Annotated in this window: 22 protein-coding genes and 1 tRNA gene; 1 reads left to right on the forward strand and 22 read right to left on the reverse strand. The window is 60.4% G+C overall.

Going from position 1 to position 25055, the window contains the following annotated elements:
* Nucleotides 1–255 precede the first annotated feature (255 nt).
* The 7 genes from I1M21_RS09265 to I1M21_RS09295 all read right to left on the reverse strand — a co-directional run bounded on the left by I1M21_RS09265 (nt 256) and on the right by I1M21_RS09295 (nt 7348).
* Nucleotides 256–885 (reverse strand): HAD family hydrolase, encoded by a 630-nt coding sequence (locus I1M21_RS09265; RefSeq protein ID WP_195193331.1) that lies wholly within the window; start codon nt 883–885, stop codon nt 256–258.
* Nucleotides 886–971: 86 nt separating this feature from the next.
* Entirely contained in the window at nt 972–1955 is a 984-nt protein-coding gene (locus I1M21_RS09270) for an SIS domain-containing protein (RefSeq protein ID WP_229025725.1), read from the reverse strand.
* Between the two features lie 199 nt (nt 1956–2154).
* Nucleotides 2155–2988, reverse strand: coding sequence for a PTS system mannose/fructose/sorbose family transporter subunit IID (locus tag I1M21_RS09275; RefSeq protein ID WP_035136780.1), 834 nt, complete (start codon nt 2986–2988; stop codon nt 2155–2157).
* A gap of 13 nt (nt 2989–3001) precedes the next feature.
* Nucleotides 3002–3796, reverse strand: a complete 795-nt coding sequence (locus I1M21_RS09280) for a PTS mannose/fructose/sorbose/N-acetylgalactosamine transporter subunit IIC (protein WP_006235136.1) — start codon at nt 3794–3796, stop codon at nt 3002–3004.
* A 36-nt stretch (nt 3797–3832) separates the two neighbouring features.
* Nucleotides 3833–4756 carry a PTS sugar transporter subunit IIAB gene (locus I1M21_RS09285; RefSeq protein WP_195193333.1) on the reverse strand — a complete coding sequence of 308 codons (924 nt, stop codon included), beginning with the start codon at nt 4754–4756 and terminating at the stop codon, nt 3833–3835.
* Nucleotides 4757–4938: 182 nt separating this feature from the next.
* Nucleotides 4939–6021 (reverse strand): DMT family transporter, encoded by a 1083-nt coding sequence (locus I1M21_RS09290; RefSeq protein ID WP_022095163.1) that lies wholly within the window; start codon nt 6019–6021, stop codon nt 4939–4941.
* Between the two features lie 334 nt (nt 6022–6355).
* Nucleotides 6356–7348: an SIS domain-containing protein gene (locus I1M21_RS09295; RefSeq protein WP_195193334.1), complete on the reverse strand. Its 993-nt coding sequence runs from the start codon at nt 7346–7348 to the stop codon at nt 6356–6358.
* 205 nt (nt 7349–7553) lie between these two features.
* Here I1M21_RS09295 and I1M21_RS09300 point away from each other — a divergent pair, with 205 nt between their 5' ends.
* Nucleotides 7554–8276: a GntR family transcriptional regulator gene (locus I1M21_RS09300; RefSeq protein WP_195193335.1), complete on the forward strand. Its 723-nt coding sequence runs from the start codon at nt 7554–7556 to the stop codon at nt 8274–8276.
* A 396-nt stretch (nt 8277–8672) separates the two neighbouring features.
* Here the strand turns inward: I1M21_RS09300 and I1M21_RS09305 are convergent, their stop codons facing one another.
* From I1M21_RS09305 to I1M21_RS09375, 15 genes are all read right to left on the reverse strand, one after another.
* The gene (locus I1M21_RS09305) at nt 8673–9263 is read right to left on the reverse strand and encodes a GNAT family N-acetyltransferase (RefSeq protein WP_195193336.1); all 591 of its coding nucleotides are present in this window, start codon (nt 9261–9263) and stop codon (nt 8673–8675) included.
* A 77-nt stretch (nt 9264–9340) separates the two neighbouring features.
* Nucleotides 9341–10366, reverse strand: a complete 1026-nt coding sequence (locus I1M21_RS09310) for a threonine aldolase family protein (protein ID WP_195193337.1) — start codon at nt 10364–10366, stop codon at nt 9341–9343.
* Between the two features lie 45 nt (nt 10367–10411).
* Nucleotides 10412–11275 (reverse strand): phosphatase PAP2 family protein, encoded by an 864-nt coding sequence (locus tag I1M21_RS09315; protein WP_195193338.1) that lies wholly within the window; start codon nt 11273–11275, stop codon nt 10412–10414.
* A gap of 217 nt (nt 11276–11492) precedes the next feature.
* The gene (gene mfd / locus I1M21_RS09320; protein WP_195193339.1) at nt 11493–15125 is read right to left on the reverse strand and encodes a transcription-repair coupling factor; all 3633 of its coding nucleotides are present in this window, start codon (nt 15123–15125) and stop codon (nt 11493–11495) included.
* Between the two features lie 157 nt (nt 15126–15282).
* Nucleotides 15283–15948, reverse strand: coding sequence for an endonuclease III (gene nth, locus I1M21_RS09325; RefSeq protein WP_195193340.1), 666 nt, complete (start codon nt 15946–15948; stop codon nt 15283–15285).
* A gap of 63 nt (nt 15949–16011) precedes the next feature.
* On the reverse strand, nt 16012–17814 hold the full coding sequence (locus tag I1M21_RS09330; RefSeq protein ID WP_195193341.1) for an ABC transporter ATP-binding protein: 1803 nt from the start codon (nt 17812–17814) through the stop codon (nt 16012–16014).
* 127 nt (nt 17815–17941) lie between these two features.
* Nucleotides 17942–19297, reverse strand: coding sequence for a DNA recombination protein RmuC (locus I1M21_RS09335; protein ID WP_195193342.1), 1356 nt, complete (start codon nt 19295–19297; stop codon nt 17942–17944).
* Nucleotides 19298–19348: 51 nt separating this feature from the next.
* A complete protein-coding gene (locus tag I1M21_RS09340) occupies nt 19349–19912 on the reverse strand; it encodes a transcriptional regulator (protein WP_195193343.1) in 564 nt (187 codons plus the stop codon).
* The gene (locus I1M21_RS09345) at nt 19909–20439 is read right to left on the reverse strand and encodes a DUF6036 family nucleotidyltransferase (RefSeq protein WP_195193344.1); all 531 of its coding nucleotides are present in this window, start codon (nt 20437–20439) and stop codon (nt 19909–19911) included. The genes I1M21_RS09340 and I1M21_RS09345 overlap by 4 nt, the downstream gene beginning before the upstream one ends.
* 123 nt (nt 20440–20562) lie before the next feature.
* The gene (locus I1M21_RS09350; protein WP_195193345.1) at nt 20563–20997 is read right to left on the reverse strand and encodes a hypothetical protein; all 435 of its coding nucleotides are present in this window, start codon (nt 20995–20997) and stop codon (nt 20563–20565) included.
* Nucleotides 20998–21431: 434 nt separating this feature from the next.
* Nucleotides 21432–22064: a hypothetical protein gene (locus tag I1M21_RS09355; protein ID WP_195193346.1), complete on the reverse strand. Its 633-nt coding sequence runs from the start codon at nt 22062–22064 to the stop codon at nt 21432–21434.
* A gap of 272 nt (nt 22065–22336) precedes the next feature.
* Complete coding sequence (gene rbr / locus I1M21_RS09360; protein WP_195193347.1) at nt 22337–22876, reverse strand: rubrerythrin; 540 nt, start codon at nt 22874–22876, stop codon at nt 22337–22339.
* Nucleotides 22877–22990: 114 nt separating this feature from the next.
* Nucleotides 22991–23896 carry an HhH-GPD family protein gene (locus I1M21_RS09365; protein ID WP_195193348.1) on the reverse strand — a complete coding sequence of 302 codons (906 nt, stop codon included), beginning with the start codon at nt 23894–23896 and terminating at the stop codon, nt 22991–22993.
* 21 nt (nt 23897–23917) lie between these two features.
* Nucleotides 23918–24403 (reverse strand): RrF2 family transcriptional regulator, encoded by a 486-nt coding sequence (locus I1M21_RS09370; protein ID WP_035136758.1) that lies wholly within the window; start codon nt 24401–24403, stop codon nt 23918–23920.
* 359 nt (nt 24404–24762) lie between these two features.
* Nucleotides 24763–24840: transfer RNA gene (locus I1M21_RS09375), tRNA-Asp, on the reverse strand.
* Nucleotides 24841–25055: the final 215 nt, after the last annotated feature.

A 25055-nucleotide genomic window follows, 5' to 3' on the forward strand; every position in this document is an offset into this window, starting at 1 on the left:
GCGGTGTCCCCTCCCTTTCAAGAAAGAGAAGAGGCGGGGCATGCCCCGCCTCTTACACCACATCTCTGCGCGCTACCAAACAGCCACCTCTGTGACCTGCAGTTTTACTAAAGCAGATAAGCTTTGTGCTCGGCCTACGGCAAAAAGTCTACTCACTTAGTTCAAAGCGGAGCCAAACGAATCCAAATGGAGGCCAAATTGGACCAAATCCCGGCAAAAGGCGTGTGGATCCGCACTTCTCGCGGTGGTTTGACGCTACAAAGCGGCCAAAATGTCGGTGAGGTTGTCGATGATGGTGTCGGCGGCGGACTGGTCCAGGTTGACGCCCTCATGCGGACGCAGGGCCAGGACGCGGGCACCGGAGCGCTTGCCGGCTTCGATGCCCATGGGCGAGTCCTCGATCACCAGGCACTCGGCGGGCTCCACGCCCAGCGCCTCCATCGCGCGCTGGTAGATCTCGGGGTCGGGCTTAAACGCACTGCACTCGTGACCGCTGATGGTGTAGTCCAGCACGTCGGCAATACCGGCGATATCCACTAGCTCGTCGATCAGCTCGCGATAGGACGAGCTCGCGATGGCGCACTTCACGCCGCGCTCGCGCAGCTCACGCATCACCGGCTCCGTCTGCTCGTTGAGAAGCTCGGCATACGGAACGGGGTGGTCCGGGCTATAAACCTGCTTGTACTCCACGCGCAGGCGCTCGCGCAGCTCAACATCGTCGGGCACCAGCGCCTTCCAGATGGCGGGCTCGTTAGACCCCGAAAGATCGGGGATCTCGTCAAAGTGGAAGCCCTTCTCTTCCATAAATGCCACGCGGCGACGGTTGTAGAACCACTCGGTATCGACCAGCACGCCGTCCATGTCAAACAGCACTGCCTTGATCATACGCATCTCCTTTCGATAGCAAAAAAGGGGACGGGGCGCAAACCCCATCCCCTTTCAATCAACCCGTAAGGTCTACTTACTTGTGATTAGTAGGAAAGCTTCCACATGTAGCGACGCATGGTCAGCGGGTGCTGACGGGCCTCGGCGATCTGGTTCCCGTACTCACGCATAACGGCGAGGTGCAGCAGCGGGTTGAAGTAGGTGAGGACGCTCGCCGGCACGGCGTCGGCCAGGCCGTAGTCCTTGGAGTCGATCAGAGCGACCTTGGCACCCATACGCTGCAGGAAGGTGAGGGCGCGAGCGTCCATCGGACGGGTAGCACCGTCGGACATGAGGAAGACGTAGGGCTTACCCTCGGTGGAAACCTCGAACGGGCCGTGGAAGTACTCGCCGGTGTTGTAGGAGGCGGCATCGATCCACTGCATCTCGGTGAACAGGAAGGCGGCGTTAGAGTAAGCCATCTTCTCGGAGGCACCGGAGGCCATGAAGTAGATCATCTTGTCGTCCTTGAAGTCCTGAGCGAACTGCTTGGCCAGGCCCTTGGCGGACTGAGCAGCGTTCTCGATCAGCTCGAAGATGTTGTTGAGGCCGGTGATCATGTCCTCGTAGTGATCATAGCCCTCGGTCTGCTGAAGGATCTCGAGAGCAAGAGCGATGGCGTAAGCGGGCTTCTCGGCCTTGGCAGCGTAGTTGGCGTGGAAGCCGTGAACGATGACGTGGTCGGCGTCGACGGTCAGAGCGGAGCCAGCCTTGTTGGTGAGGGAGACGACCGGGCAGTTGTGCTTCTTGGCGGTCTTGTTGGCCTCGACGGTCTCGGGGGTGGAGCCACCGAGGGAGCAGGTGATCACGAAGGTGTGCTCGTTGACCCAAGAAGGCGTGTCGTAGTTGAACTCGTTAGCGGTGAAGATCTGAACGTTCAGCTTGTCCGTGTTGTTGGCCAGGAAGTACTTGGCGGGGTACAGGTCGGACATGGAAGCACCGCAGCCGACGAAGGCGACGCTGTGGATCTCGTGGTTGGACAGGACGTCAGCGACGATCTGCTTAGGGAGGTTAAGGTCGATCTCGTACATCTGACACATTCCTTTCGATTTTTGCGGCGCCACATTGCCGGGCGCACGCAGGGTTACCGTGATTTGGACCGAGTCGCCGGCCCGTTGAGGATGTGACAAAGGAACCGCTCCTTTGTCACATTTTGGGGATGGAAGCCTGCCTGGGGTATGGGATGCCAGGCAGGCCCCCGGGGGAAAGCGGTTAGACGCTTGGTCGCGACTAGGCCAGGATGCCGGCCGCGGAGAGGGCGATGCCGCCCACGATGGCGATCACGAGAAGCCAACCGGTGTTGACGTTCTTCTTGATGAGCCAGTACATAAGGCCGGTGAGGCCGAGGGAGATCATCTGGGGCATCATGCCGTCCAGGATGTCCTGGATAACGACGGTGCCCTCAGCGAACTGCAGCGGGGTGGTGGCGCCGATCAGCGTGGCGATCATGCCGCCCACGGACATAAGACCCACGATGCCGCAGACATACATGAGCTTCTCCATGAGGTCGCCGCCCTGAAGCTTGCTCAGGTACTCGTGGCCGCCCTGATAACCCATCTTGGCTGCGAACCAAGTGATCAGCACAGAGGGGACGATGGAGATGAGCATGGCCAGGATCGGGCCCATGATGGAGCCCTGCTGAGCCAGCTGAACGCCCAGGCCAAAGGCGATAACGCGGATGGTGCCCTGGAAGAAGGAGTCACCGATGCCGGAAAGCGGACCCATGAGGGAGGTCTTGACCGCGTTGATCGAATCGGGATCGAAGTTCTCGGGATCCTTGGCGTACTCCTCCTCCATGGAGGCGGAGAGGCCCAGGATGAAAGCGCTCGTCTGCGGGGTGCAGTTGTAGAACGCCATGTGACGGTGGTAAGCCTCTTTCTTAGCAGCGAGCTGCTTGGGGTCGGACTCGTCCGGATAGAGGCGATCGAGCGTGGGAACCATACCGTAGAGGAAGCCCATGTTCATCTGACGCTCGTAGTTCCAAGAGGCCTGGATAGCCCAGGAGCGCCAGAAGAACTGGCTGACCTTCTTGTTCAGGGACACGTCCTTGGTTGCGGTTGCCATAGTGTGTTCCTCCTTAGTCTTCGTCGTCTTCGAGCGGATCGTAGTCGGAATCGACACCGGCGGCTGCATGGGAACCGTTGAACTTGAAGCCCATGAAGACGACAGCCAGGCACACACCGATCAGAGCGACCGCGATGACGGACAGGTTGAGGTAAGCGGCGAGCAGGAAACCGATGAACAGGAACGGAGTCATACCCTTCTTGATCATCATGGTGAGCAGCAGGGCCAAGCCGTAGGCGGTCATGATCTTGGTCGAAACGTTAAGACCAGTGGACAGCCACTCGGGAACCATGTTGACGATGGCCTGAACCAGGTCGGTGCCAACAAAGACGGCGAGGAAGATCGGCAGGAAGTACATGACGGCGTACAGACCGGAGCCGGCGCAGATGTGCATACGGTAGGCGGTCTTGAACTTTCCGTTATCGATCGCGCTATCTGCCACATGGGTGAGGGCGGCGATGATGGAACGGAACACGATGCCGAGGAGCTGACCCAGGACGGCGACCGGGATGGCGATCGTCATGGCGGTCTCGGCGGAAGCATCGGTCAGGCACGCAAAGGCAGCGGCCACGATGCCGCCCAGGACCATATCGGGCGGAACGGCGGCGCCGACCTGCACCAGGCCCATGGACACGAGCTCGACGGCGGCACCGACAGCAAGGCCGGTGGGCACATCGCCCAGCAGCAGACCGACGAGCGTAGCGCCAACGAGGGGCTGCTCGAAGTTAAGACGACCGAGCAGGCGGGAGTCCCACATGCAGAACACGCCGACGAGGCCGACGAGCACCGCACTGATGAACGTATTCATACCCTTCTCCTTTCAGTCAGGCAAAAGCCTGGTTGATTACAGCTTGGCGTCGATGTCGACGCTCTGATACGTAGGGGTCTGCTGAACATAGAGCTTGATGCCCATGTCGAGCAGCTGGTTGACGTCGGCCTTCTGGGCGGCGTCGAGGAAGACGGAGCTGTCCTTGCCGCCGACCTGATCGGCACCGTCGTGGTTGGCGGTGGCGCCCAGGTTGATGGCGTCGAGCTTGTAGCCCTGGCAGAACTGCAGCATCTCGGCCGTGTTGCCAAAGACGAACATGACGCGCTCGCCGAGGGTGTTGAGCTTGTCCATCTTGGCGAGGGCACGCTCGACGGTGAAGACGTTCAGGCGCACGCCCTGGGGCTTGGCCAGCTTAAGAGCGCCCTTCTTGATGTCATCGTTGGCGGCAGCGTTGTCGACGACGATGATGCACTCGGCCTGAACCTTGGTGGTCCAGGTAAAGACGACCTGGCCGTGCAGCAGACGGTAGTCAAGACGTGCGAGGACGATCTTGGCGGGACCGGAGCTGTGACGGGACGCCTTGGCCTTCTTGGCGGGAGCCGCGGCGGCCTCGACCGGTGCGTTGGGGTTGGTCAGACCGGTGCGGGCCTCGTTGATGAGGGCCGCGAGCTCGGCGCCCTTGACGGGGACGGGGCTCATAGCGAGCGTGAGCGCTAGCGGGATGTTGAAACCGCTGACAACCGTGAACTTCGTGCCGTTCTTGGAAAGCTCGACCATGTTGTTGTTGACCGAGCTGCCGAGCATATCGGTCAGCACATAGACGGTGTCGTCCGCGTTGAACGTGGCGATCATGGCGTCCACCTTATTGGTGATGGGCTCCTTGTCGTCACGAGCAAGCGACACGACGTGGACGTTCGACACGTCGCCGAGAACCATCTCGAGCGTGTCTTTGGCGCCTGCGGCCAGGCCGCCATGAGATGCGAGAATGATCTGATTCATCTTGCCTCCTCCTTTTCGTTATGGTCATTATAACGTCTTATACGTTGCTTATATTGCTAATTAGTATAAAGACCGTTCGCGGGTGAAAATCGACCGTTCGCGGGTTTAACGTACTTGAAACGTGGGGGCTGGGCAGGTCGGCACTGTCTTGTCGACACCCGATCAGACGCCTCGCCAATCCCCTATCGCACGAAGTACCAGGGGCTTTCCTGTACGGTGGGCTCCAGCGCGATGCCGGTGCGCTCCTTAAACAGATCCATGTCCTGAGATTTTTCGGTCCACCACGCGTTGGGCTTAAAGGTCATGCTCTCAATGACATGGCCGACAAACACACTGTTGCGCAGCTTGGAGAAGTCGGTGTTCATAATCAGGATGGACGCGAGCACCAGCACAATGCCCAGGACCTTGATCGCGCCGGCGGGCTCGGCATAGACACCAATGCCCACCAGTACGGTGACGACTGTCTCGAATGACATTACGACGGGAACTTTCGACGTCTCGAGCCCCATGGACAGACCCTGCATATATAAGATGTAAGCCACGGCTGTGGGGATGAGTCCAAAGCCAAGGAACAGCAATAGCAGCTGTGGCGACATTGCCGCGGCGACATCCGGCCACGGAGCCGCGATGGCAGCCATAACCGCACCGCCAAAAACAAAGCCCCAAAACGTGACAGCCAGCGGGTGGACCGTCTTGGTTGCTATTCGGCTAAACACCGCGAGCGACGCACCACAAAGGCCTGCAATCACGCCTGACGTGACGCCCCAAACCGAAAAATGAAAACCGGAAAGGTCGCCATTGGTCACCGCAAGCACGCAGCCAACGATGTTAAAGACAATGGCAACGAGCTTGTTGGGGGTCACGTCCTCGCGATAAAGCACGCGGCCGAGCATGACGCCAAACACCGGCGAGGTGTAGAGCAGCACCGAGGCCGTGGACATGCCCACCTCGCCCATGCACTCGTAATAGCAGGTGTTGGCGGCGGCCAAACCGACGATGCCGACAAGCGCACAGGGAACAAGCTCTTTAGGGCTTGCCTTGAACAGGGCCAGCGGACCCTGAGCCACGGTAGACCCCTCACCCGGACGGCAGCCCATAAACATCAGGACCGGCGCCAAGATAAGCGCTCCGACCAACAAGCGAAAGGCAGCCATGCTCTGGGACGAAACGCCCATGGCCGAGATGCCGTTTACAAAGATTCCGATGCTGCCCCACATAAGCGCGGCGATCAGCACCAGCACATAGCCCAGATTGCTCTTCTTCAACGCAGCCTCCTCGGTATTGTTTCCAATATGTTTCGTACTACGTTATAGTCGTTATATACATTTTTCAAGACACAAATCGGCGAGCGGAAAAATCTGCTTCCCCACATACTCATTGGGGACGTTCCCAAATGACTAGTCATTTAAGAACGTCCCCAACGTCTAAGGCACCGCTGGTTGAGCATAAGTCAGCGAGCGGGCCGCATTTGAGGCAAGGTGGCGTGAAACGAAAGGGCGCTGACCTTCTGGTCGCGCCCTTGAAGTTGAACGTCAGATTGTCCAAATGCGGTCCGCGCAGCGTCGAGCCGTTACGCGGTTTGGTAAAACCGCGCAACTCTTAGTAGTCAAGCTTCCACATGTAGCGGCGCGTCATGTAGTCCTTGTGGGTGACGGCAGAGAGCGCACGCATGTACACGTTGTTGAGGATCGGGGCAAAGATCAGGTGGTTGAAGTACTCGCTCACGCTGTCCTTGATGTCGTTGAGGCCGAGCTCCTTGGCGTCGAGCTGATAGACGCGCTCGCCACCGTACTGGTTGACGAAGCGGATGCCGCGCTCGTCGTTGCAGCGGCTGCGGCCGACGCTGATGAGCTGGAACAGCGAAGTGCGCTTGTCCAGGATCTCGAAGGGACCGTGGAAGAAGTCGCAGGTGTTGATGGTGCAGGAGTCGATCTGCAGCATCTCCTGCACGTTGCAGATGCTAAAGACGTAGGCGGCACCAAAGAGCGGACCCTGAGCCATCACGTTGATGCAGGGCTTGTCGGCATTCTGCTCGGCCCACTTGACAGCGAGCGGACGGGCGTACTCGACGGCCTTGCGATAGATGGGGTCGACCAGGTCGAACGCGGCCATAGCGGTCTCGTACTCGGCATAGCCCTCGGTCTGCTGCGTGAGCTCCATGGCGATCATGGTCACGACGGCGGAGTTGGTACGGCCCATGCAGGACTCGTCGACGGCCAGGCTGTCATACTGGATCTTGTAGTCGCAGACCTCGGTGAGGCCGGACTCATCGACATAGATTGCGATGGTGCTGGCGCCGTGGTCCTTGGCGACCTGGGCGGCGACGATGGTCTCCTTGGTGCCGCGCATGGACACGACGACGGCCAGGGTGTTCTCGTTAACGTAGGCAGGAGTTGCGTGCACGAACTCGTTGCTGGTGTAGCTAGAGCTCACGACCTGCGTGGCCTCGTGCTCCATAAAGTACTGGGCAGGATAGTTGCCACCGTTGGATCCGCCGGCGCCAATCCACACGACGCGCTTGATGCCGCCCTTGTCTGCCTTGTCAGCCAAAACCTGGGAGACGACATCCTTAACCTGTTCCTGAGTAGTCATCGTGCATCAGCCTTTCTTCTCGTTTGATGCTCTCGATGGCATACAAGTTACATACATGTTTTGGTTATGTCGACTAGTTGTATGCTATATTTGTCCTAGAAATTTTGCTGCTGTGGTTTTCGATAGCTCACTACCAGCGGTTTTATTGTTGTATCGAATACATGCTTGCTTAGATAGGCATACAGGTTAGATATAGGTTGGCAACATGAGCGTCACATCTAAAAAGAAACTGGCCCAATACGAGCGTCTGGCGGGTACGCTGCGCGACCGCATCGCCGCCGGCATCTACGCGCGCGGAGACAAGCTGCCGTCCGAGATGGAACTCATGGACGAATCGGGGCTGTCGCGCAGCACCGTGCGCCACGCCCTTAAGGTGCTCGTTGATGAGGGCCTGGTGCGCACCGAGCGCGGGCGTGGCGCCTTTGTGGCCGACACGCCCGCGCTCCACGAGAACAACCTGGTGTTTTCGAGCTATACCAAGCAGGTCGAAGGCCAGGGCATGAAGCCCACCACGCGCACCGTGGACTCGGGCATTGCCAAGGCGGCCGGCAGCATAGCTAAGTTCTTTGACGCCGCCGTGGGCAGCAAGCTCGTCAAACTTGTCCGCCTGCGCTACCTGGACGACGCGCCGCTGTGCCTGGAGACCACCTACCTGCCGCCAAGCTTCGAGACGCTCATCGATCGCGATATCAACGGTTCGCTCTACGCCACGCTGCGACAGGAGTTCCATCGCGCACCGGCACAGGGGCATAAGACCTTTGAGGTGTGCTACGCCTCGCAAAACGAGGCGTTTTTGCTCAACGTCGAGCGCGGGCAGGCGCTGATCCTGATCACCGACTACGTCTACGACACCGACGGCCGCCCGCTCCACGTCTCCAAGCGCATCCAGCGCACCGACCGCGCCAAATACACCGAGCCCATCGGCTAGCGCACCAAACGAGGCAAACTGTACCTAATGAACGTTTTACCTGCGGTTTTATTAAATCTCAAGCCAGCATGGCACAAATGTCAACATCGCCTGGCAATACGCGCCGTCCAAGCTCAACTGTTCCTGCTCAGAATATCCAGTACCGCAAATCTAAGTGAGTAGACTTTTCGTGACCTGTCGAGCACACCAAAAACTGTCACCTCTGTGACCTGCGGTTTTACTAAGGCAGATACGCCTTGTGCTCGACCTGCGCCAAAAAGTCTACTCACTTAGTTCGAATCGAAGCCAAACGGACCCAAATCGAAGCCATATTAAGCCCATCCGCATCAAAAGACGCGTGAATCCGTACTTCTCGCGGTGGATTGACGCTACAAAGCGGCCAAAATAAACCTGTCCCTAAATGGTAGGTTTGGGAAGGTCGGGGAACCAGGTTGGTTTGGGTTGGTTGGGTGTGCGCTCAGCCAGGACCAGCTCCATCCAGCACATGTCGTACCAGCGGCCGAACTTTTGGGCGCAGCGGTCGAAGGCGCCCACCAGGCGATATCCCATATGGGCATGGAAATCCTGGCTGTTGTGCGTCAGGTATTCGTCGTCCTTGTCGTGCGGCACGGCGATGAGGGCGCACATGCTGGTGATGCCCATCGCGACCAGGCACTGCTTGAGCGCATCGTGCAACTTGCGGCCCAGCCCGCCGTGGCGCACGTCGCGCGCCAGGTAGATCGACGTCTCGACCGACCAGTCGTATGCCTCGCGGCTGTTAAGCGCGCTCACATAGGCATAGCCTACCGGACGCCCGTCCAGCTCCATCACCAAATATGGATAGCGCTTGAGCGTACGCTCGATGCGCCCGGCGAACTCCTCAACGCTCGGCACCTCGTATTCGCAGGTAATCGCCGTCTGGCGCACATACGGCTCATAGATGGCAAGCAACGCCGGCGCATCATCGGGCGTCGCCAGGCGAATCGTCGGCTCAGATATCTCGGCCATACAACCCTTCTCCCCCAAAAACAAAGGCCGCCTTGCGCCAAACCCAGCGCAAGGCGGCCCCTCGTCATTACATCAGGCTACAGAACCGCCGCCAACGCGTCGATATCCTCCTGCGTCGTGGCCCAGCTGGTGCAAAAGCGCACCACCGTGTTGGTTTCGTCGTACTTTTCCCAGTACTCGATCGCCGCATGCTCGCGAATGCGGGCCATGTCCTCGTTGGGCAGAATCACGAACTGCTGGTTGGTCGGCGTCTCCAAAAAGAACTGGTAGCCGTGCTCGTGCAGCACGCGACGAAGCGCCTGCGCGGTTTCGATCGCCTGGCGACCAATCTCAAAATACAGGCCATCGGTAAAAAGAGCCTCAAACTGCACGCCCGTCAGGCGGCCCTTGGCAAGCAGTGCGCCATGCTGCTTAATACGCGGAATGGGATGCGCCGGGGCGTGCATGCCGCAAAACACCACGGCCTCGCCGCAAAGCGCGCCGCACTTGGTGCCGCCGATGTAGAACACGTCGCATAGCTGCGCCAGCTCGGGCAGGGTAATGTCGCACTCATCGGCCGCCAGCGCATAGGCCAGGCGGGCGCCATCCACAAACAGCGGAATCTCGCGCTTCTGGCACACTGCGTGAATCGCCGCGAGCTCGGCCTTGGAGTACAGCGTGCCGTACTCGGTCGATAGGCTCACGTACACGGCACCCGGAAACACCGTGTGCTCGTAGCTCTCGTTTTCGTAGAACACCTGGATATAGCTCTCGAGGTCCTCGGCGTGCATCTTGCCCTCGTAGCCGGGGATGGTGAGCACCTTGTGGCCGCCAAACTCGATGGCGCCCGCCTCGTGGCAGGCGACGTGGCCGGTCTCGGCAGCAACGACGCCCTCGTACGGCGCGAGCAACATGTCGATCACCGTCGCGTTGGCCTGCGTGCCGCCCACCAGAAAAAACACGTCGGCATCGGGGGCCTGACAGGCCTCGCGGATAAGCTGCTTGGCACGCTCGGTGTGCGCATCGGTACCGTAGCCGGGCTGCGGCTCCATATTGGTGTCGACGAGCGCCTGCAGCACTGCCGGATGTGCGCCGTGGGAATAGTCGTTGTTAAACGCGAGCATGGCAATCCTCTCTTACCGGGTATCGGCCAGATGATTCAAACGGGGCTATTGTACGCCGTTGGGGTAGGCAATGCGCGCGGCAAGGCACTCAAGTGCCAGCACCAGGGCAAAGCCGCAGCTCACGTCGCTCAAAAAGTGCGCTCCGATCACGATGCGCCCAAAGGCGACGAGCGCCGCGACCACAGCCGCCGTCCAAAAGACCACGCGGCGATGCGAAGGCTTTTCCTTAAAGGCTGCCGCGGGAAGCCCGGCGAGCATAAGGCCGATCGCCGCATGCGCCGTGTGTCCGCTCGCAAACGACTTGAACCCGTCCTTGATCACGCCGGCGGCGATATAGGTCCACTTGTCGGGATTGCCGATCACCCACCACGGCTGAAAATTGAGCCCCGGCGTGACCTCGATCACGCGCATGCGCGGGCGCGACCACAACGGCTTAACAATGACGTTGAGGATGATGGCCTGAGCGACCCACACGGCCAGCACCATCAACGCCCAGCGCGTAAGCTCGTCGGACTCGGTCGTGCGCGTGAGGCGGTAGGCGATGAAGTTGGCTGCGATGACCAACGCAAACGTCAGAACCAGCTGAAACGCAATAAGCTTGCCGCCGACGCGCAGCGATCCGATAATCTCGTAGCCAACCAGACCCACGTTGATCAAAACGCCCAGCGCAGCGAGCCACTTGCTCGCCTTGGAATCGGGGCGTGCCGAGCGCACGAGCATAACGCCCGCGATGCTCGCCGTCAGCTCGAACGGCAGCTCACCGGCCGCCTCGACAAAGCGACCGTACATGCTGCCGATGTTGAACAGCGCACTCGAGATTTGATAATCAAAGAAGCTGCCCACGCCCAGACAAAGGCACAGGACAACCGCGATAATGGCGACATCTTTCTTATAGATGTATCCGAACATACTTTCCTTTCGGTCGGGCGAAGGGCAGTCAACCTGCAATGTGGGTGAGATGAAGATGGCTTTGTCCCGTAAATACCCTTACAGGTTGAGCATAAGTAAGCGAAAACGTTCCATTTGTGGCAAGGTGGCCCGAAGGAGGAGGGAAGCGTACTTGCGTACGCGACCGACGAGTGAGGGTCACAGATTGCCCAAATGGGGCGTTTGCAGCGTCGACCCGTTAGTCGTCGTCGCTCGCACCCAACTGCTGCAGCAGCATGAGTGCCGCGGCCACGGGGCCGGTGCCGTCGTTGGCGTCGAGACCGCGACCCAGGCCGCTGCCCGCGCCGGCGCCCGCCTTATAGGGCACCGAGAGCTTGCGGCTCTTGGGGAAGTTCACCGCGCCATAGCGGGTCTTAAGCTCAAAGGCCACCTTCTTGGGCACGTCGACGCCCAAGAAGGTGATGCGTCCGCCGCTGAGCGTGACACTCTCGAGCCCCAGGCGCTCGCCGCGGATACGGATGCGCGCGCGGTTGAACAGGTTGAGTCCTGCCAACGGCAACTCGCCATGCGCGGCCTCGGTCTCCTCCTGCACCTCGTCGATGCTCTCCAGGTCCTCGGCCGCCGCGAGCTTACGGTACACGAGCACGCGCTGATCCACCGCCGGCAGGTACTCCTCGGACAAGAAGTAGTCGGCCGGCAGGTTAATACCCACACTCGCCGCCTCCACGCCGGCGTCGTCATCGCCGCGCGCCTCGGCCACGGCCTGGCCCAACATCTGCGTAAACAGGTCAAAGCCCACGCTCGACAGGTTGCCGTGCTGCTCGGCGCCCATAAGCGAGCCGGCACCGCGAATCTCCAGGTCGCGCATGGCGATGCGCATGCCGCTGCCCAGGTCCTGGAACTCGGAAAGTGCGGTCAGGCGCGCCGTGGCCTCCTCGGTGAGCGGCAGCTCGCCCGGGAACATAAAGTACGCGTAGGCCTGTGTGGCAGAGCGGCCCACACGGCCCTTGAGCTGGTAGAGCTGCGCCAGGCCCAGGCGCTGCGAATCCTCGATGATCAGCGTGTTGGCAGTCGCGTTGTCGATGCCGCTCTCCACGATGGTCGTGGCGATGAGCACGTCAATCTTCTTGGTCGCGAACTCGATCATCACGTCCTCAACCTCGCGCGGGCTCATCTTGCCGTGCGCCACGCCCACGCGCGCCTCGGGCGCGGCCTCGTGTACGCGCGCCACGGCGTCGTCGATGGTCTTGACGCGGTTGGACACGTAGTACACCTGGCCGCCGCGGCCCACCTCCAGGCGAATCGCCGCGCTCACTACATCGGGGTCGTACTCCCCCACGTGCACGATCACGGGACGACGCCCGGTGGGCGGCGTGGTGATCAGGCTCATGTCGCGCACGCCGCTCGTGGCCATCTGCATGGTTCGCGGAATCGGCGTTGCCGAAAGCGTAAGCACGTCAATCTGCTCGCGCAGGTTCTTGAGCTGCTCCTTGTGCTGCACGCCAAAGCGCTGTTCCTCGTCGATGATCACCAGGCCCAGGTTCTTGGGGTTCACATCGGCCGAAAGCAGACGGTGCGTGCCGACGAGCACGTCGATCGTGCCCTCGGCAAACGCCTTGAGCGCGCGCTTTTGCTGCGCTGGGGTTCGGAAGCGGCTGAGCACCTCGACTTCAAGGCCAAACGGGGCAAAGCGCTCAAAGAACGTCTCGTAGTGCTGCTGGGCCAGAATGGTCGTGGGGCAGAGCACCATGACTTGGCGGCCGGAGTCCACGCACTTAAACGCCGCGCGCAGGGCGACCTCGGTCTTGCCGAAACCCACGTCGCCGCACAGCAGGCGGTCCATGGGCTTGGGCGCCTCCATGTCGGCCTTAATATCGGCGATGGCCTCCAGCTGGTCGCGCGTCTCGTCGTAGGGGAAGCTCTGCTCCATCTCGATCTGCTCGGGCGTATCGGGCGGGCAGGCGATACCGGCGATCGACGAGCGGCGCGTATACAGGTCGACCAGGTCAAACGCCAGCTTTTTGGCGTTCTTGCGCGCCTTATTGGTGGCACGCGTCCAGTCGGCAGTGTTGAGCCTGGTCAGGCGCGGCCTGTCGCCGTCGGGGCCAACATAGCGCGTGATGCGGTCGACCTGCTCGAGCGGCACGTAGAGCTTGTCGCCGTCGGCATATTCCAGCAAAAAGTAGTCGCGCTCCTTGCCACCCACTTCCTGGCGCGCGATCTCGCTAAAGAGCGCGATGCCGTGGGTGGCGTGCACCACGTAGTCTCCCGGCTTAAACGGGAAGGTGATCTGCGTAATGTCAACCTTGCGGCGGCTGCGGGCCCGGTTGGCGTCCATGCGGGCGTTGAGGTCGGCGATCGAGAACACGGCTAGGTTGGCATCGGGCACCACCACGCCCTGCGGCAAGGCGGCATCGACAAAGGTCACACGTCCGCGCGAAATAGTGGGCACGGCGGCGCCGGCGGCAGCTTGGGCGGCACCCGCCTCAAGCGAGCGGGCGTTGAGCGCGTCGGCCTTACGCTCGCGAATGGAAGCATGGGCCTCCTGGCGTGCGGCACGGTCGGCGGAATCCGCCGCTGCCACGCGCACGCGCTCGCCAATGACGCCTGCGTTTTCGGGCGCCGCGGTCAGCGATTCCTCAAAGGTAATGCCCTCGTCGCCAAAGGTGAGCTCCATCGACTCGCGCGCACCGCGGTCGGGGATGGCAAACACGCAGGCATAGCGCTTGCCCACGACCTCCTGGATGCGCGTCATAAAACGGTTGTCCGAGCCTGCGATGGCCGGCTGCTCAATCTTGAGCTCGGCCGTCACCGCACCACCGGCACGGATGAAACTCACATAGTTCAGGCGCTGCTGGGCACCAAAATCGAGCTGTTGGGCGCGCACATACAGACCATCCAGGCGGTCAATCCCTGCCTCGCCGGCACGCGCCTCGATATCCTCGTAGGCGCGCAGACAGTCGTCGAACAGCGAGCGCGGCTCGGACAGGACCACGAGCGCCTTGCCGCTCACGTGTGCCAGCGGGCTCACGGTCTGGCCGTACATCACCGGCAAAAAGCGGTCGAGCTCGGGCGTGACGATGCGCGCATCCACCATCTCGAGCAGCGCCGCCAGCTTGCTGTCGTCCTGGCTGGCGCGATAGAGCGCCACATGCATGTTGTGGACGGCCTCGTCGGTAAGCGCCAGCTCACGGCAGGGGAAGATCTCAATACTGTCCTCGTTACCGATGGTCTGCCCCGTTGAGCTCACCATGCGGCGGATGCGGTCAATCTCGTCGCCAAAGAACTCAATGCGCACGGGCGCTTTCTCCTGCGCGGGAAACACCTCGACGGTGTCGCCGTGAACGCGGAACAGACCGGGCGCATCAGCGGCGCCGGCATTGGTGTAGCCCATGCCCACCAGGCGATGCGGCACCTCGTCAAAAGGAATCTCCTCGCCCACCGCAAAGATCGTGGACTCCCAGTAGCGGCTCTCGACTGGCGGCACGCAGCGCAGCAACGCGCGATCCGAGGCAACCATGATGCAGTTGTCCCCGCGCACGATGCGTCCCAGGGCCTCGCAGCGCTGCGCTACCACGGCGTCGTCGGGCGCCTGCTCGCGCCACGGATAGTCCTTGCGCTCGGGAAAGCGGCACACGTGCGCCAGGCCCACATAGGCGGCAAGGCTGCGCGCGGCGCGATCGGCCGCATCCTCGCCGCTCACAATGTAGACCGTCGGGCGCGGACGGCGCGCAAACTGGGCGGCCGCCATAAGCGTGCGGCCCGACTGCGACACGGCCAGCGTCACGTCCTCGCCAGCATCGAGTCCCGCCTCGACGGTCTGCAGCGCCTCGGCAGTGTAGAGCTGCGCGGCTATACGGTGAATGAGCATGCTGTTCCTCCGGCATTGCAACGCCAAAAGCCCGCCGGGGCAAGCTCGGCGGGTCGTACGTCAAATACATTGTCTGTCATGGTAGCGCATGGAGAGGACTCCGGCTCAAGGGCAAACCCAGCCCCGCAAAAAACGCCAGACGAAGATGCGTTCCGCCCTACCCCGCTACGCGCACGCTGGGGCACAAATCTGCCAGCGGACACTCGTCACACTTGGGTTTGCGGGCATCGCAGATCTCGCGACCAAAGGTGATCCACTGGTGGTTGACCGACTCCCAATACTCGTGCGGCAAAATCTTGAGCAGATCTTGCTCGGTCTTGAGCGGCTCCTTAGCATGCGTCTTGGGGCTCAGCATCAGGCGGTGTGCGATGCGGTTGACGTGTGTATCGACCGCGATGCCCTCGACAATGCCAAACCCCACGTTGAGCACGATGTTCGCCGTTTTGCGTCCCACACCCGGCAGCTTCACGAGTTCCTTCATGTCGGCCGGCACCTCGCCGCCATAGTCGGCGACGATCATCTGTGCGGCCTCGACGGCATGCTTGGCTTTGCTCTTGTAGAAGCCGAGTGACTTGATGGTGTCTGCCACGTCAGCCACGCTCGCCCCGGCCATGGCCTCGGGCGTGGGCCACTGGGCAAACAGCTTCGGCGTCACCTTGTTGACCTGCGCGTCGGTCGTTTGCGCCGAGAGCAGCACCGCGATCAGCAGGCGGAAGGGATTCTCGTGGTCCAAAAAGCACTCGACCGGGCCATAGCGACGGTTGAGACGCTCGCACACCTCGATGGCGCGCTCGCGTTTGGCGGCATTGGTCTCGCGTGGCATAACGACTCCTCGGCTCAACGGCACAATAAACTTATGGGCACAATTGTCCCACGTCCGAAACGCTTACGCCTCCAAGAATGCGCCGGTCTGACGGCTCCACAGGCTCGCGTACTCGCCACCCGCCTCGACGAGCTGCGCATGCGTGCCGTCCTCGACGATCTCGCCATCGGCCAGCACCACAATGCGGTCGAGCGCCGCCACGGTGGACAGGCGGTGCGCCACCACAATGGAGGTACGTCCACGCATCAGGTTTTCGAGCGCCTCCTGCACCAGCGCCTCGGACTCGCTGTCGAGGGCAGAGGTCGCCTCGTCGAGCACCAGAATCGGCGCGTCGGTTAGGATGGCGCGGGCGATAGCCACGCGCTGACGCTGGCCGCCCGAGAGCTTGACGCCGCGTTCGCCCACCATGGTGTCAAAGCCACGGGGCAGGCGGTCGATAAACTCGGTCGCATTAGCCAAGCGAGCCGCCTCGCGGATCTGCTCATCAGTGGCGTTGGGACGACCGTAGGCAATGTTTTCGCGAATGGAGCGGTGGAACAGCAGCGCCTCCTGCGGCACGTAGGCAACCTGACGGCGCAGGCTCTGCTGCGCGCAGCGCGAGACATCCTGACCGTCCACGAGCACGCGGCCGCCCTGAACATCATCCAGGCGCAGCAGCAGCTTGGTGAGCGTCGTCTTACCCGAGCCCGATTTGCCCACCAGGCCCACGCGCTGGCCCGCCGCCACATGAAGCGTCAGGTCATCGAACACGCTCTCGCCCGCCACAGCGTCACGGTACGCAAAGCTCAGGTGCTCAAAATCAATCGCGCCTTCGGTCACTTTGAGCTCAGGGGCGTCCGGGTCGTCTGCCACCAAACGCGGCTCGTCCAGCACGCGCGTCATCTCGGCCGCATCGCCCAGTGCGCGGTTAATGCGCTGCATCATGGAGCTTACGTAGTTCAGGCGCATGGTGAGGTTATAGGTGTAGGTAAAAATCATGACGAGCGCGCCGGCAGAGATGCCAAACCACGCGTTGCCACCCGCGACGAACACACTCACCACGGCCATGGTGATGACGATAAGGCCCGAGGTCGTAAAGTTGCGCTGCATCATGGCGTGCATCGAGACCGTCTCGGCATCGCGCGCGGCACGATCGGCGGCGTCGAACAGATCGCGTTCAAAGTCCTCGCGCCCGCAGGTCTTGACGGCCAAGATGTTCGTGACTGCGTCGGAGAGCACGCCCGAGAGCTTGTTCTGCGCGGCGGACGTCGCGGCCGAAAGCGGCATGATGCGCTTGTACATAAGCCAGACAAACGCGATGTAGACGACCATGATGCACACCAGGATCACGGTAAACGTCGGCACCACCGGGGCGAGTGCGGCCACGGTGCAGATGACCGAGGTGATGGTGGGGATGAGCGAATACACCGTCACGTCCACCAGCCCCGTATAGCCGCTCATAAAACGGCTCGTCTGGCTCACAAGCGATCCGCCAAAGCGGCTGGTATGGAATGTCATGGATTGGTTGGAGAGCGTGTCGAAGCTTAGACGCGCCAGGTGATAGTTGCCTGCGATCTCGAGCTTGTAGACGGTGTAGTCCTGTAGCTTGGAGAGGATTTGACCCACCAGGTTAACGAGTACGAGCGCCAGGATATAGGGGCCGAAGACCTCAAACACCTGGTCACCCGCCACGGGACCGGCTTGAACGCGGTCGACAATGAGGGCCATCACATAGGTATTGGCAAACGTCAGCAAAAAGATGTAGCCCGCCGACGAGAACACCGAGAGAAAGACGATCAGCGGCTGCGTGCGCGTGACACCCCAAAACCGCTGCAGCGTGCGGCGCACGGTGGAGCGGCTGAGCGGGCTGGTGCTTCTCTGAGACATGGGCTTCCTTTCGCATCTGATAGGGCGAAACGCCATTGTTGCACATTGAAGCGCACTTCAGACAAGTGCGATACGAAAAGCGGCGGGGCGCCCGCGTTTGTGCCGGCACCCCATCGTCTTGTTGCAATTAGCCTTCGTCTTCTTGGTCTGTGAGAAGGTCCGCGGGCGTGAGTCCCAAGATCTCATCGGCTTGGTCGACGTCTTCCAGTGCGTCGATGTCCTTGAGCTTGCGCTCCATGACGTTGGTGCGCGTGGTGATGATGCCCTCGACCGTTTTGCCCGCGGTCTCGATCTGCTGCTGGGCGCGGCGCAGCGCCTTTTGATAGCGCGGCAGCTCGGCCTTGACAGCGGAGAGCACGCGCAGTACATCGTCGGTGCGTTTTTGCAGCTTAAACGTCTGGTAGCTCATCTGCAGGCTGTTGAGGATGGCCGCCATGGTGCTAGGGCCGGCAACGTTGACGTGATAGTCGCGGCCCAGGGTCTCGATAAGCCCGGGGCGGCTGACGACCTCGGCGTACAGTCCTTCAAACGGCACGAACATGATGCCAAAGTTGGTCGTTGCCGGCACACTCAGGTACTTTTCGCAGATGTCCTTGGCCTCGCGTTTCACCATCATATCGAGCGTCTTGCGCGCTGCGGCAACGGCCTCCGCGTCGCCCGACTCTTGCGCGTCGAGCAGATGCTCGTACGCGTCGCCCGGGAATTTGGAGTCGATCGGCAGCAGCACGGGATCGCCCTCGTCTACCGGCAGCTTGACGGCAAACTCAACGCGCTCCGAGGCGCCGGGCTTGGTGGCGACGTTTTCCAGATACTGGTCGGGCGTGAGGATGTCCGCCAGGATCGCACCCAGCTGCACCTCGCCCAAAATGCCGCGCGCCTTCACATTGCCCAGCACACGCTTAAGGTCGCCCACGCCGGTGGCGATGGATTGCATGTCGCCCAGGCCCTTGTACACGGCCTCGAGCTGGTCGCTCACCTGCTTAAACGATGCCGACAGTCGGTCGTCGAGCGTGCGAGAGAGCTTCTCGTCCACCGTCGCGCGCATCTGATCGAGCTGCACGTTGTTGTCTTTGCGGATGGCGCCCAGCTGAGCATCGACCGTCTCGCGCACCTTGTCCAGGCGATGCTCGATGCCTTCGCGATTGGCGCCGAGCTGTTGGGCCGTCTCGCGGCGCAGGTCATCCATCCGGTCACCAGCTTGCGAAAACTCGCGTGCGATGGTCAGGTAACGTTGCTGCTCCACGGCCGCATCTGTCGTCTGCTGCTGCGCGATGGCATTGGCCGTGCGGCGGGTTTCGGCCAGCGCGACGTTCAGGGCATCGAGCGCGTTGTTGGCCTGCTCGAGCGCTGCCAGCGTTTCCGCACTACTGTCGCCACGCTCCCGCAACTCGGCACGCAGGCTCTTGAGCTGGAGGGCGCAAGCCACAGCAACCCCCACCGCCACCAAGGCGATCACAACAAGCACAATATCAATAGCAGACATAAACTCCGCCCAACAAACCCAATCGAGCACCAATCAAAACCGCGATCAATCTTACCCCGCCACACACACCGGGCGCTCGGCCCCTTCTTGGGCGCCCCTCTCCTCCGCATATTCCATAATGCGGCGCGCCGTTTTCCTGCTCACCTTTGAGTCATCGCCGGCCAAGTATGCGTATACGTTTCCTTTATTCAGGCGCAGAGCACGGCAGAGGCCATAGCGCGTTACACCCGATTCCTCCAATGCTTCCAGCGTTTTCTTTCTCATCAGGGCGTTCACCCTTCTATCGGCCGCCGGCTTTTCCTTCACCGCTCTATACGCGCGCCAAACGTTGGCATAACGATTAGGGAGCTCACTTTTGGCGCATAGAGACGCCATGCTACCCGCTTGGCCGTACAAGGATAAAACGTCTCGGTAATCCTGTTCCATCCACGAGCCCTCGGATAAGCCCAGAACGTATTCGGCTTTTCCTTGCGCCAAAGCGAGCAAAAACAGAGGCTCCGCCACGCGCGGCGCATCCGTCGTCGCCTGCTCAACCAATTTTCTAAAACTCAGCGACTGCTGTCCGGATAGCTCTCGGCAATAGCCTTTTAAGAATCCCTCAAAGGTCAGATTCAACCGAGCACCTCCTTTTTGTATTGCCTGTATGCACAGACCATCTCTTGATAGCTTCGCTCCGAAGGCGACGACGCCAGTGCTTCTCCCTCGTCGAATATAAGCCGTTCGAGCAGCCCCCAATCAAGTCGGTCGACGAATGCCTGGCTATGAAGATCGATGATGTCGTTCGGACGGTAGGCATAGAGCTTCATTACCGCCAGGTCCTCCAAGGATGGCGTAAAGTACCTGATAAAACGCGCCCCAATATCCAAGGGAATCAAACGATCTTCGTAATTGAACGGCATCTGATTACAATATGCCACCGCCATACCATTCACCTCGGGGTATCGAGCTATGATCTCGCGGAGGCACCTATCTGCCTCAAACACATCAATGTCATGTGTAACCGAACGATTCGTCACATCGTTTAGCATGAAGGCGCTTCCTCCCACCAATACAACGTTCGGCCTGTCGTCTCTTGGACCTATTTCCAGCTCCGCCTCTTCGTCAATGCCCAAAAGAGTCTGTTCTAAATCCTGCTTATACATAGCAAATCCTATTATTATTCATCTTCAATAATACTATTCAGTCGCACGACAGGACCAACAGGATGCAAGAATTCCGCTCGTGGCGATAATCCCTACACCCTAGAAGTCCTAATGTGACAAACGCTAACTCTCCCAGCCGGCGCGGATTGTTGTTATGACATCGCCTAGGCGCTGGCCGAGGGCTGACAGATGTTGGAGCACTTCGCCGGGCGAAGCACCGTTGAGGATGCAGGTGAACGTATACGAGACCAAGAAAATCGCCGCAAGTCCTAGCGGAATGAGCACGATCATCGCCAATGTGCGCAGGCGCTGGCCCACGCGGCGACGACGCGCACGACGCTTGTCGAACGCGAGCTCCTGCGCATATGAATCTTGCTGTACGGAATAGGCCTCTGGTGCCGATTCGCACCCGGGCACAGCTGCAGGTACAGCAGCGGGCACGACATTTTGCGCAAAGGGCTGGACTGCCGCCCCTTGCATTTGCATCTCCATGAGTCGTTGCTGCTGGCGCAACATGCGCTCGGCTTGTTGCTGCGGAGTCTCAAGAAACAGATCCATGCTGGCCTCCAAAATCGGAGCATTCGACGCTTACGACCAGCATCCCGCACCGCCCTGACCGCGACAACGCAATCGCCGGCAATAGCCACAAAGTTTCTTTTGCTCAAAAGCTGTCGAAAAGCTCAATAACTCCCCTACCAGCACTTTCTCTGAGCTTTTTTCGCCAGCAATCTTTTGGCCTTCCACCCTTACGCCAACTGACCAAAATCTAACCAAAAGCTTGACGAAAATTGTGAAGACAGGGACCCCACACAAAAAGTGCCGCCCCATAAGGGACGGCACGCAAACTTCTTATCTGCTTTTCTGTAACGAGCACGCGACGACTCAACGCCGGAGCGCAGGGCGGGGAAACCTTTGCCTCGCGCGACCCTGCGAAGCCGTGAGCGAGAGGGAAAGGTTTCCCCGCCCTGCGCTCCGTGGTCGGTGAGGACAGACTACATGCCCGCGAGACCGCGGGCGGCGGTGGCGCACATAAATGCCAAGACGAGAATCACGAGCGACCCAGCGATGTCGACCAGCACGCCCATTGCACGGCGCTCAAACAACCAGCTCTCAAAGTGCGGGGCGACGTTGCGCCAAACACGCCACAGCAAGATGCCCATACCGATGACGCCCGGGATATTGAGCAGTAGGATCTCGGAGCACAAAAGACCGATCAGGTTGCCGGCGGCAAAGCCCGCATTACCCTCGCAGTATTTGCGGTAGACCATATACAGCATGTACGCCACAAACGGCTGCAAGCACGCAGAAATAAACGTGACCACCATCGAGGGGCCCTGCGAAAAGACCTCGGTGAGTTTATCGACACTCGTAGCGTCCTTCGAAGCCAAGAATAAACCGATAACCACAAGGGGCACCACGCCCAAAATTACCTCGACCAGAGTAAACAACTTGGCAGTCAAATCCTCACTAGCCGAATTCAAATGAGGCGCCCACTCAGGATGAGCATGCGCCCCGACCTTCTTGTCCTTCTCAGCACGATCGGCCTTTTTACCCTCGGCAACCCGACGATCAGGATCCTTGCGAGTCCCCGCCGCAGCAACCCGAGCCCGAGACTTCTTACCCATAACCAACACCTCACAAGAGGAAACGAATAGCCAACGCTACCCAGTGTACCCTCTAAGCAACGTCACCGCCCCAACCGGCCCCCACAAAAACGTGCCGCCCCATAAGGGGCGGCACACAAACTTTTTTATCAGCTTTTCTGTAGCGAGCACGCGACGACCCAAAGCGGGCCGGGAGGGCCGGACTACCTTCCCTCAACGCGACCCTGCGAAGCCGTGAGCGAGGAGGGAAGGTAGTCCGGCCCTCCCGGCCCAGCTCACGCTAGCGCCAAGCGCTAGTAGTTCACCACCTGCTCCTCAAAGTACGCCTTCGGGTGGTTACACACCGGGCACACCTCAGGCGCCTCGGCACCAACGTGCAGGTGCCCACAGTTCAGGCACTTCCACACCTTCACGCCCTCGCGCTCAAACACCTCGCCCGACTCGATGCGCTCGACGAGTTTGTTGTAGCGCTCCTCGTGGGCCTTCTCGACGGCGGCGACGCCACGGAACTTCTCGGCGATCTCGGCAAAGCCCTCCTCCTCGGCGGTCATGGCGAACTCGTCGTACATCGTGGTCCACTCGTAGTTCTCGCCCGCGGCGGCGTCACGCAGGTTGTCCAGAGTGCCCGGAACGGCGCCGTCGTGCAGATACTTAAACCACAGCTTGGCGTGCTCGGACTCGTTGCCCGCCGTCTCGGCAAAGATATTCGAGATCTGAACGTAGCCGTCCTTTTTGGCCTTGGATGCATAGTAGCGATACTTGGTGTGTGCCTGGGACTCACCGGCAAAAGCAGTCTCGAGGTTCTTCTTGGTCTGAGAGTTCTCAAAATCCATAGGTGTACTTCCCTTCAACACGTGCCGCCCATAGGCTTTGAGCGACCTTGTCTTTAGGATGCCCTCAAGCCGCGAATTTAAACCTTACAATCCCGTTCTTCAGATTTGAGCGGGCTACACACTCAACCAACGATCGTCCTCGGCTCGGCAAAAGCCCTCGCGCTCCAGGTCAGCCAGAATGCCCGCGATCAAGTCGCACTCGACCGGCCCGCGACCGGCTGCCGCTTCCATCTCGTTGACGCCCACCACGGCATCAGCAAGCGTAATCCCCGCCGGCCGCCCATCGCGCGCTGCCAACAACATACGCACGATATGCGCGCGCTTTTGGCGGCGCGAGCCCTCAAACTTGGACTGACGACTATAGCCCGCCGACCGCCTGGACGGATTGGGCAGTGTCTTTTTAAGATACGCGCCGTAATCCAGCAATGCGTAATACCACGCGCGCGGCGTGTCGGCATCGTCTTGAGGCGCGGCAAAGGGCGCGATCTCGTCCGCCGCCGCGCCGGGGGCCGCCGGACAGGCAGCTTGGATCAGCGGCACCAGTTCGCGATCGGGAACGGCCGGCACATCGGGAAAGAAATGATGCAAAAAGACCGTGCGCACATTGGTCTCCAAATACACGCCCGGAAGATCGAATGCAAACGAACGGATGCCCTGCGCCGTTGCCGGGCCAATACCGGGCAGCGCGACCAGATTGTGCGTCTCGCGCGGAAACTCCCCGCCCCAATCCTCTACGACCCGTTGAGCGGCCCCATGAAGCGCCAGAGCGCGTCGGTTGTAGCCCATGCCCTGCCAAGCGTCCAAAACATCGGAAGGCGCGGCCTGGGCAAGCGCCTGCACAGTCGGAAAACGATCGAGCCACACCGGCATGCGCGCCTCCACACGCGGCACCTGCGTTTGCTGCAGCATGACCTCAGAAAGCCAAATGATGTACGGATCGCGTGTGCGGCGCCACGGAAGGTCGCGATAACGCAAGGCCCCTTCCGAACGAATCATCGAACGAAAGGGGTCCTGAATCATAGCTATACTCCTTATGCGGCGCTATTCCTCCCGGCAAGCGTACGCGCAGGCAGCGTACTCGGGAAACGCATCGCGATCGGCGAACTTGGGATCGACAGCCGGAAACTGGCGATGGGCGACGATATCGCCGAGCGAAACGGAATCGAGGTAGTCGCGCATCAACGCCTGGGCTCCGGCCCACAGGGGATGATAGCAGCACGCACCCATGCGCGCACAGTCACCATCGGGGGCGGTGCAGTCGTTCATAACCATAGGGCCCTGAACGGCCTCGACGACCTGGCGGATAGTGACGTCGTCCGGACTGACCTTGAGACGCATGCCACCGTGGACGCCACGCAGGCTCTCCACAATACCGGCCTGGACCAAACCATGCTGAATCGAGCGGGCAAACGAATACGGGACATTGACCTCTTCGGCAGCGGTGCGAACAGAAAGCAAACGCTCCGGATCCTCAGCAAGCATCGCCAGCATACGAAGGGCGTAATCAGTCTTCCTCGATATGTCCATTTTTCCCCTTTCAAGGAATACGAACAGCTCGAACGAGCTCCGGGGCCGAGCTTGTGTCGAGACGCTAAATGACCGCCAGGACATCCAAATGGTAAATCGGATATCCACTGAGTGCCGCGCTTGGAGCGAAATGCATCAGATGCGGCGCACAGTGCAATTTAGTATAACCTAACCCCCTGTCTCGTAGAACAGGTGTTGCGCAACAAAGCTGTTGTTCAGACAGATATACTTATTAGATTTTACTTGCGTTCCCGAAGGCGCGGGGATTCTGGGCGAAGATGCACCAGGGCAATCGCTCTATCGAAACAAAGTGCATCAAACGCAAAAAGCCACGTCCGAAAACGTGGCTTTAATTGCGTTGGCGGGAAGTACGGGGCTCGAACCCGCGACCTCCGACGTGACAGGCCGGCGCTCTAACCAAACTGAGCTAACTCCCCAGGCAGACGTTCGCGTTTGTTTCCGCTCGCGTGCGCTGCGGGGATTAGTATACACAGAAGTCTGTCTGGCGCGCAACAACTTTTTTGAAAAAATTTTTCAGGGCCATCCGGGAGGGTCTCCGGGGCTGAGGGCGGGGGTTAAGTTTGCTGCTCTACAGTCCTGCGCAAGACGGAAAGCACATTAAGTGCTTTCCTTTGCGTGCGGAACTCGCGAC

The sequence above is a fragment of the Collinsella aerofaciens genome (genome assembly GCF_015546965.1).
Lineage (GTDB): Bacteria > Actinomycetota > Coriobacteriia > Coriobacteriales > Coriobacteriaceae > Collinsella > Collinsella aerofaciens_X.

Coding starts and splice junctions, on each gene's coding strand:
- I1M21_RS09275 (WP_035136780.1), bottom strand. CDS start 2,988: ATGGCAACCGCAACCAAGGACGTGTCCCTGAACAAGAAGGTCAGCCAG.
- rbr (WP_195193347.1), bottom strand. CDS start 22,876: ATGGATTTTGAGAACTCTCAGACCAAGAAGAACCTCGAGACTGCTTTT.
- I1M21_RS09285 (WP_195193333.1), bottom strand. CDS start 4,756: ATGAATCAGATCATTCTCGCATCTCATGGCGGCCTGGCCGCAGGCGCC.
- I1M21_RS09300 (WP_195193335.1), top strand. CDS start 7,554: ATGAGCGTCACATCTAAAAAGAAACTGGCCCAATACGAGCGTCTGGCG.
- mfd (WP_195193339.1), bottom strand. CDS start 15,125: ATGCTCATTCACCGTATAGCCGCGCAGCTCTACACTGCCGAGGCGCTG.
- I1M21_RS09350 (WP_195193345.1), bottom strand. CDS start 20,997: ATGGATCTGTTTCTTGAGACTCCGCAGCAACAAGCCGAGCGCATGTTG.
- I1M21_RS09330 (WP_195193341.1), bottom strand. CDS start 17,814: ATGTCTCAGAGAAGCACCAGCCCGCTCAGCCGCTCCACCGTGCGCCGC.
- I1M21_RS09295 (WP_195193334.1), bottom strand. CDS start 7,348: ATGACTACTCAGGAACAGGTTAAGGATGTCGTCTCCCAGGTTTTGGCT.
- I1M21_RS09270 (WP_229025725.1), bottom strand. CDS start 1,955: ATGTACGAGATCGACCTTAACCTCCCTAAGCAGATCGTCGCTGACGTC.
- I1M21_RS09345 (WP_195193344.1), bottom strand. CDS start 20,439: ATGTATAAGCAGGATTTAGAACAGACTCTTTTGGGCATTGACGAAGAG.
- I1M21_RS09310 (WP_195193337.1), bottom strand. CDS start 10,366: ATGCTCGCGTTTAACAACGACTATTCCCACGGCGCACATCCGGCAGTG.
- I1M21_RS09315 (WP_195193338.1), bottom strand. CDS start 11,275: ATGTTCGGATACATCTATAAGAAAGATGTCGCCATTATCGCGGTTGTC.
- I1M21_RS09335 (WP_195193342.1), bottom strand. CDS start 19,297: ATGTCTGCTATTGATATTGTGCTTGTTGTGATCGCCTTGGTGGCGGTG.
- nth (WP_195193340.1), bottom strand. CDS start 15,948: ATGCCACGCGAGACCAATGCCGCCAAACGCGAGCGCGCCATCGAGGTG.
- I1M21_RS09305 (WP_195193336.1), bottom strand. CDS start 9,263: ATGGCCGAGATATCTGAGCCGACGATTCGCCTGGCGACGCCCGATGAT.
- I1M21_RS09265 (WP_195193331.1), bottom strand. CDS start 885: ATGATCAAGGCAGTGCTGTTTGACATGGACGGCGTGCTGGTCGATACC.
- I1M21_RS09355 (WP_195193346.1), bottom strand. CDS start 22,064: ATGGGTAAGAAGTCTCGGGCTCGGGTTGCTGCGGCGGGGACTCGCAAG.
- I1M21_RS09370 (WP_035136758.1), bottom strand. CDS start 24,403: ATGGACATATCGAGGAAGACTGATTACGCCCTTCGTATGCTGGCGATG.
- I1M21_RS09365 (WP_195193348.1), bottom strand. CDS start 23,896: ATGATTCAGGACCCCTTTCGTTCGATGATTCGTTCGGAAGGGGCCTTG.
- I1M21_RS09280 (WP_006235136.1), bottom strand. CDS start 3,796: ATGAATACGTTCATCAGTGCGGTGCTCGTCGGCCTCGTCGGCGTGTTC.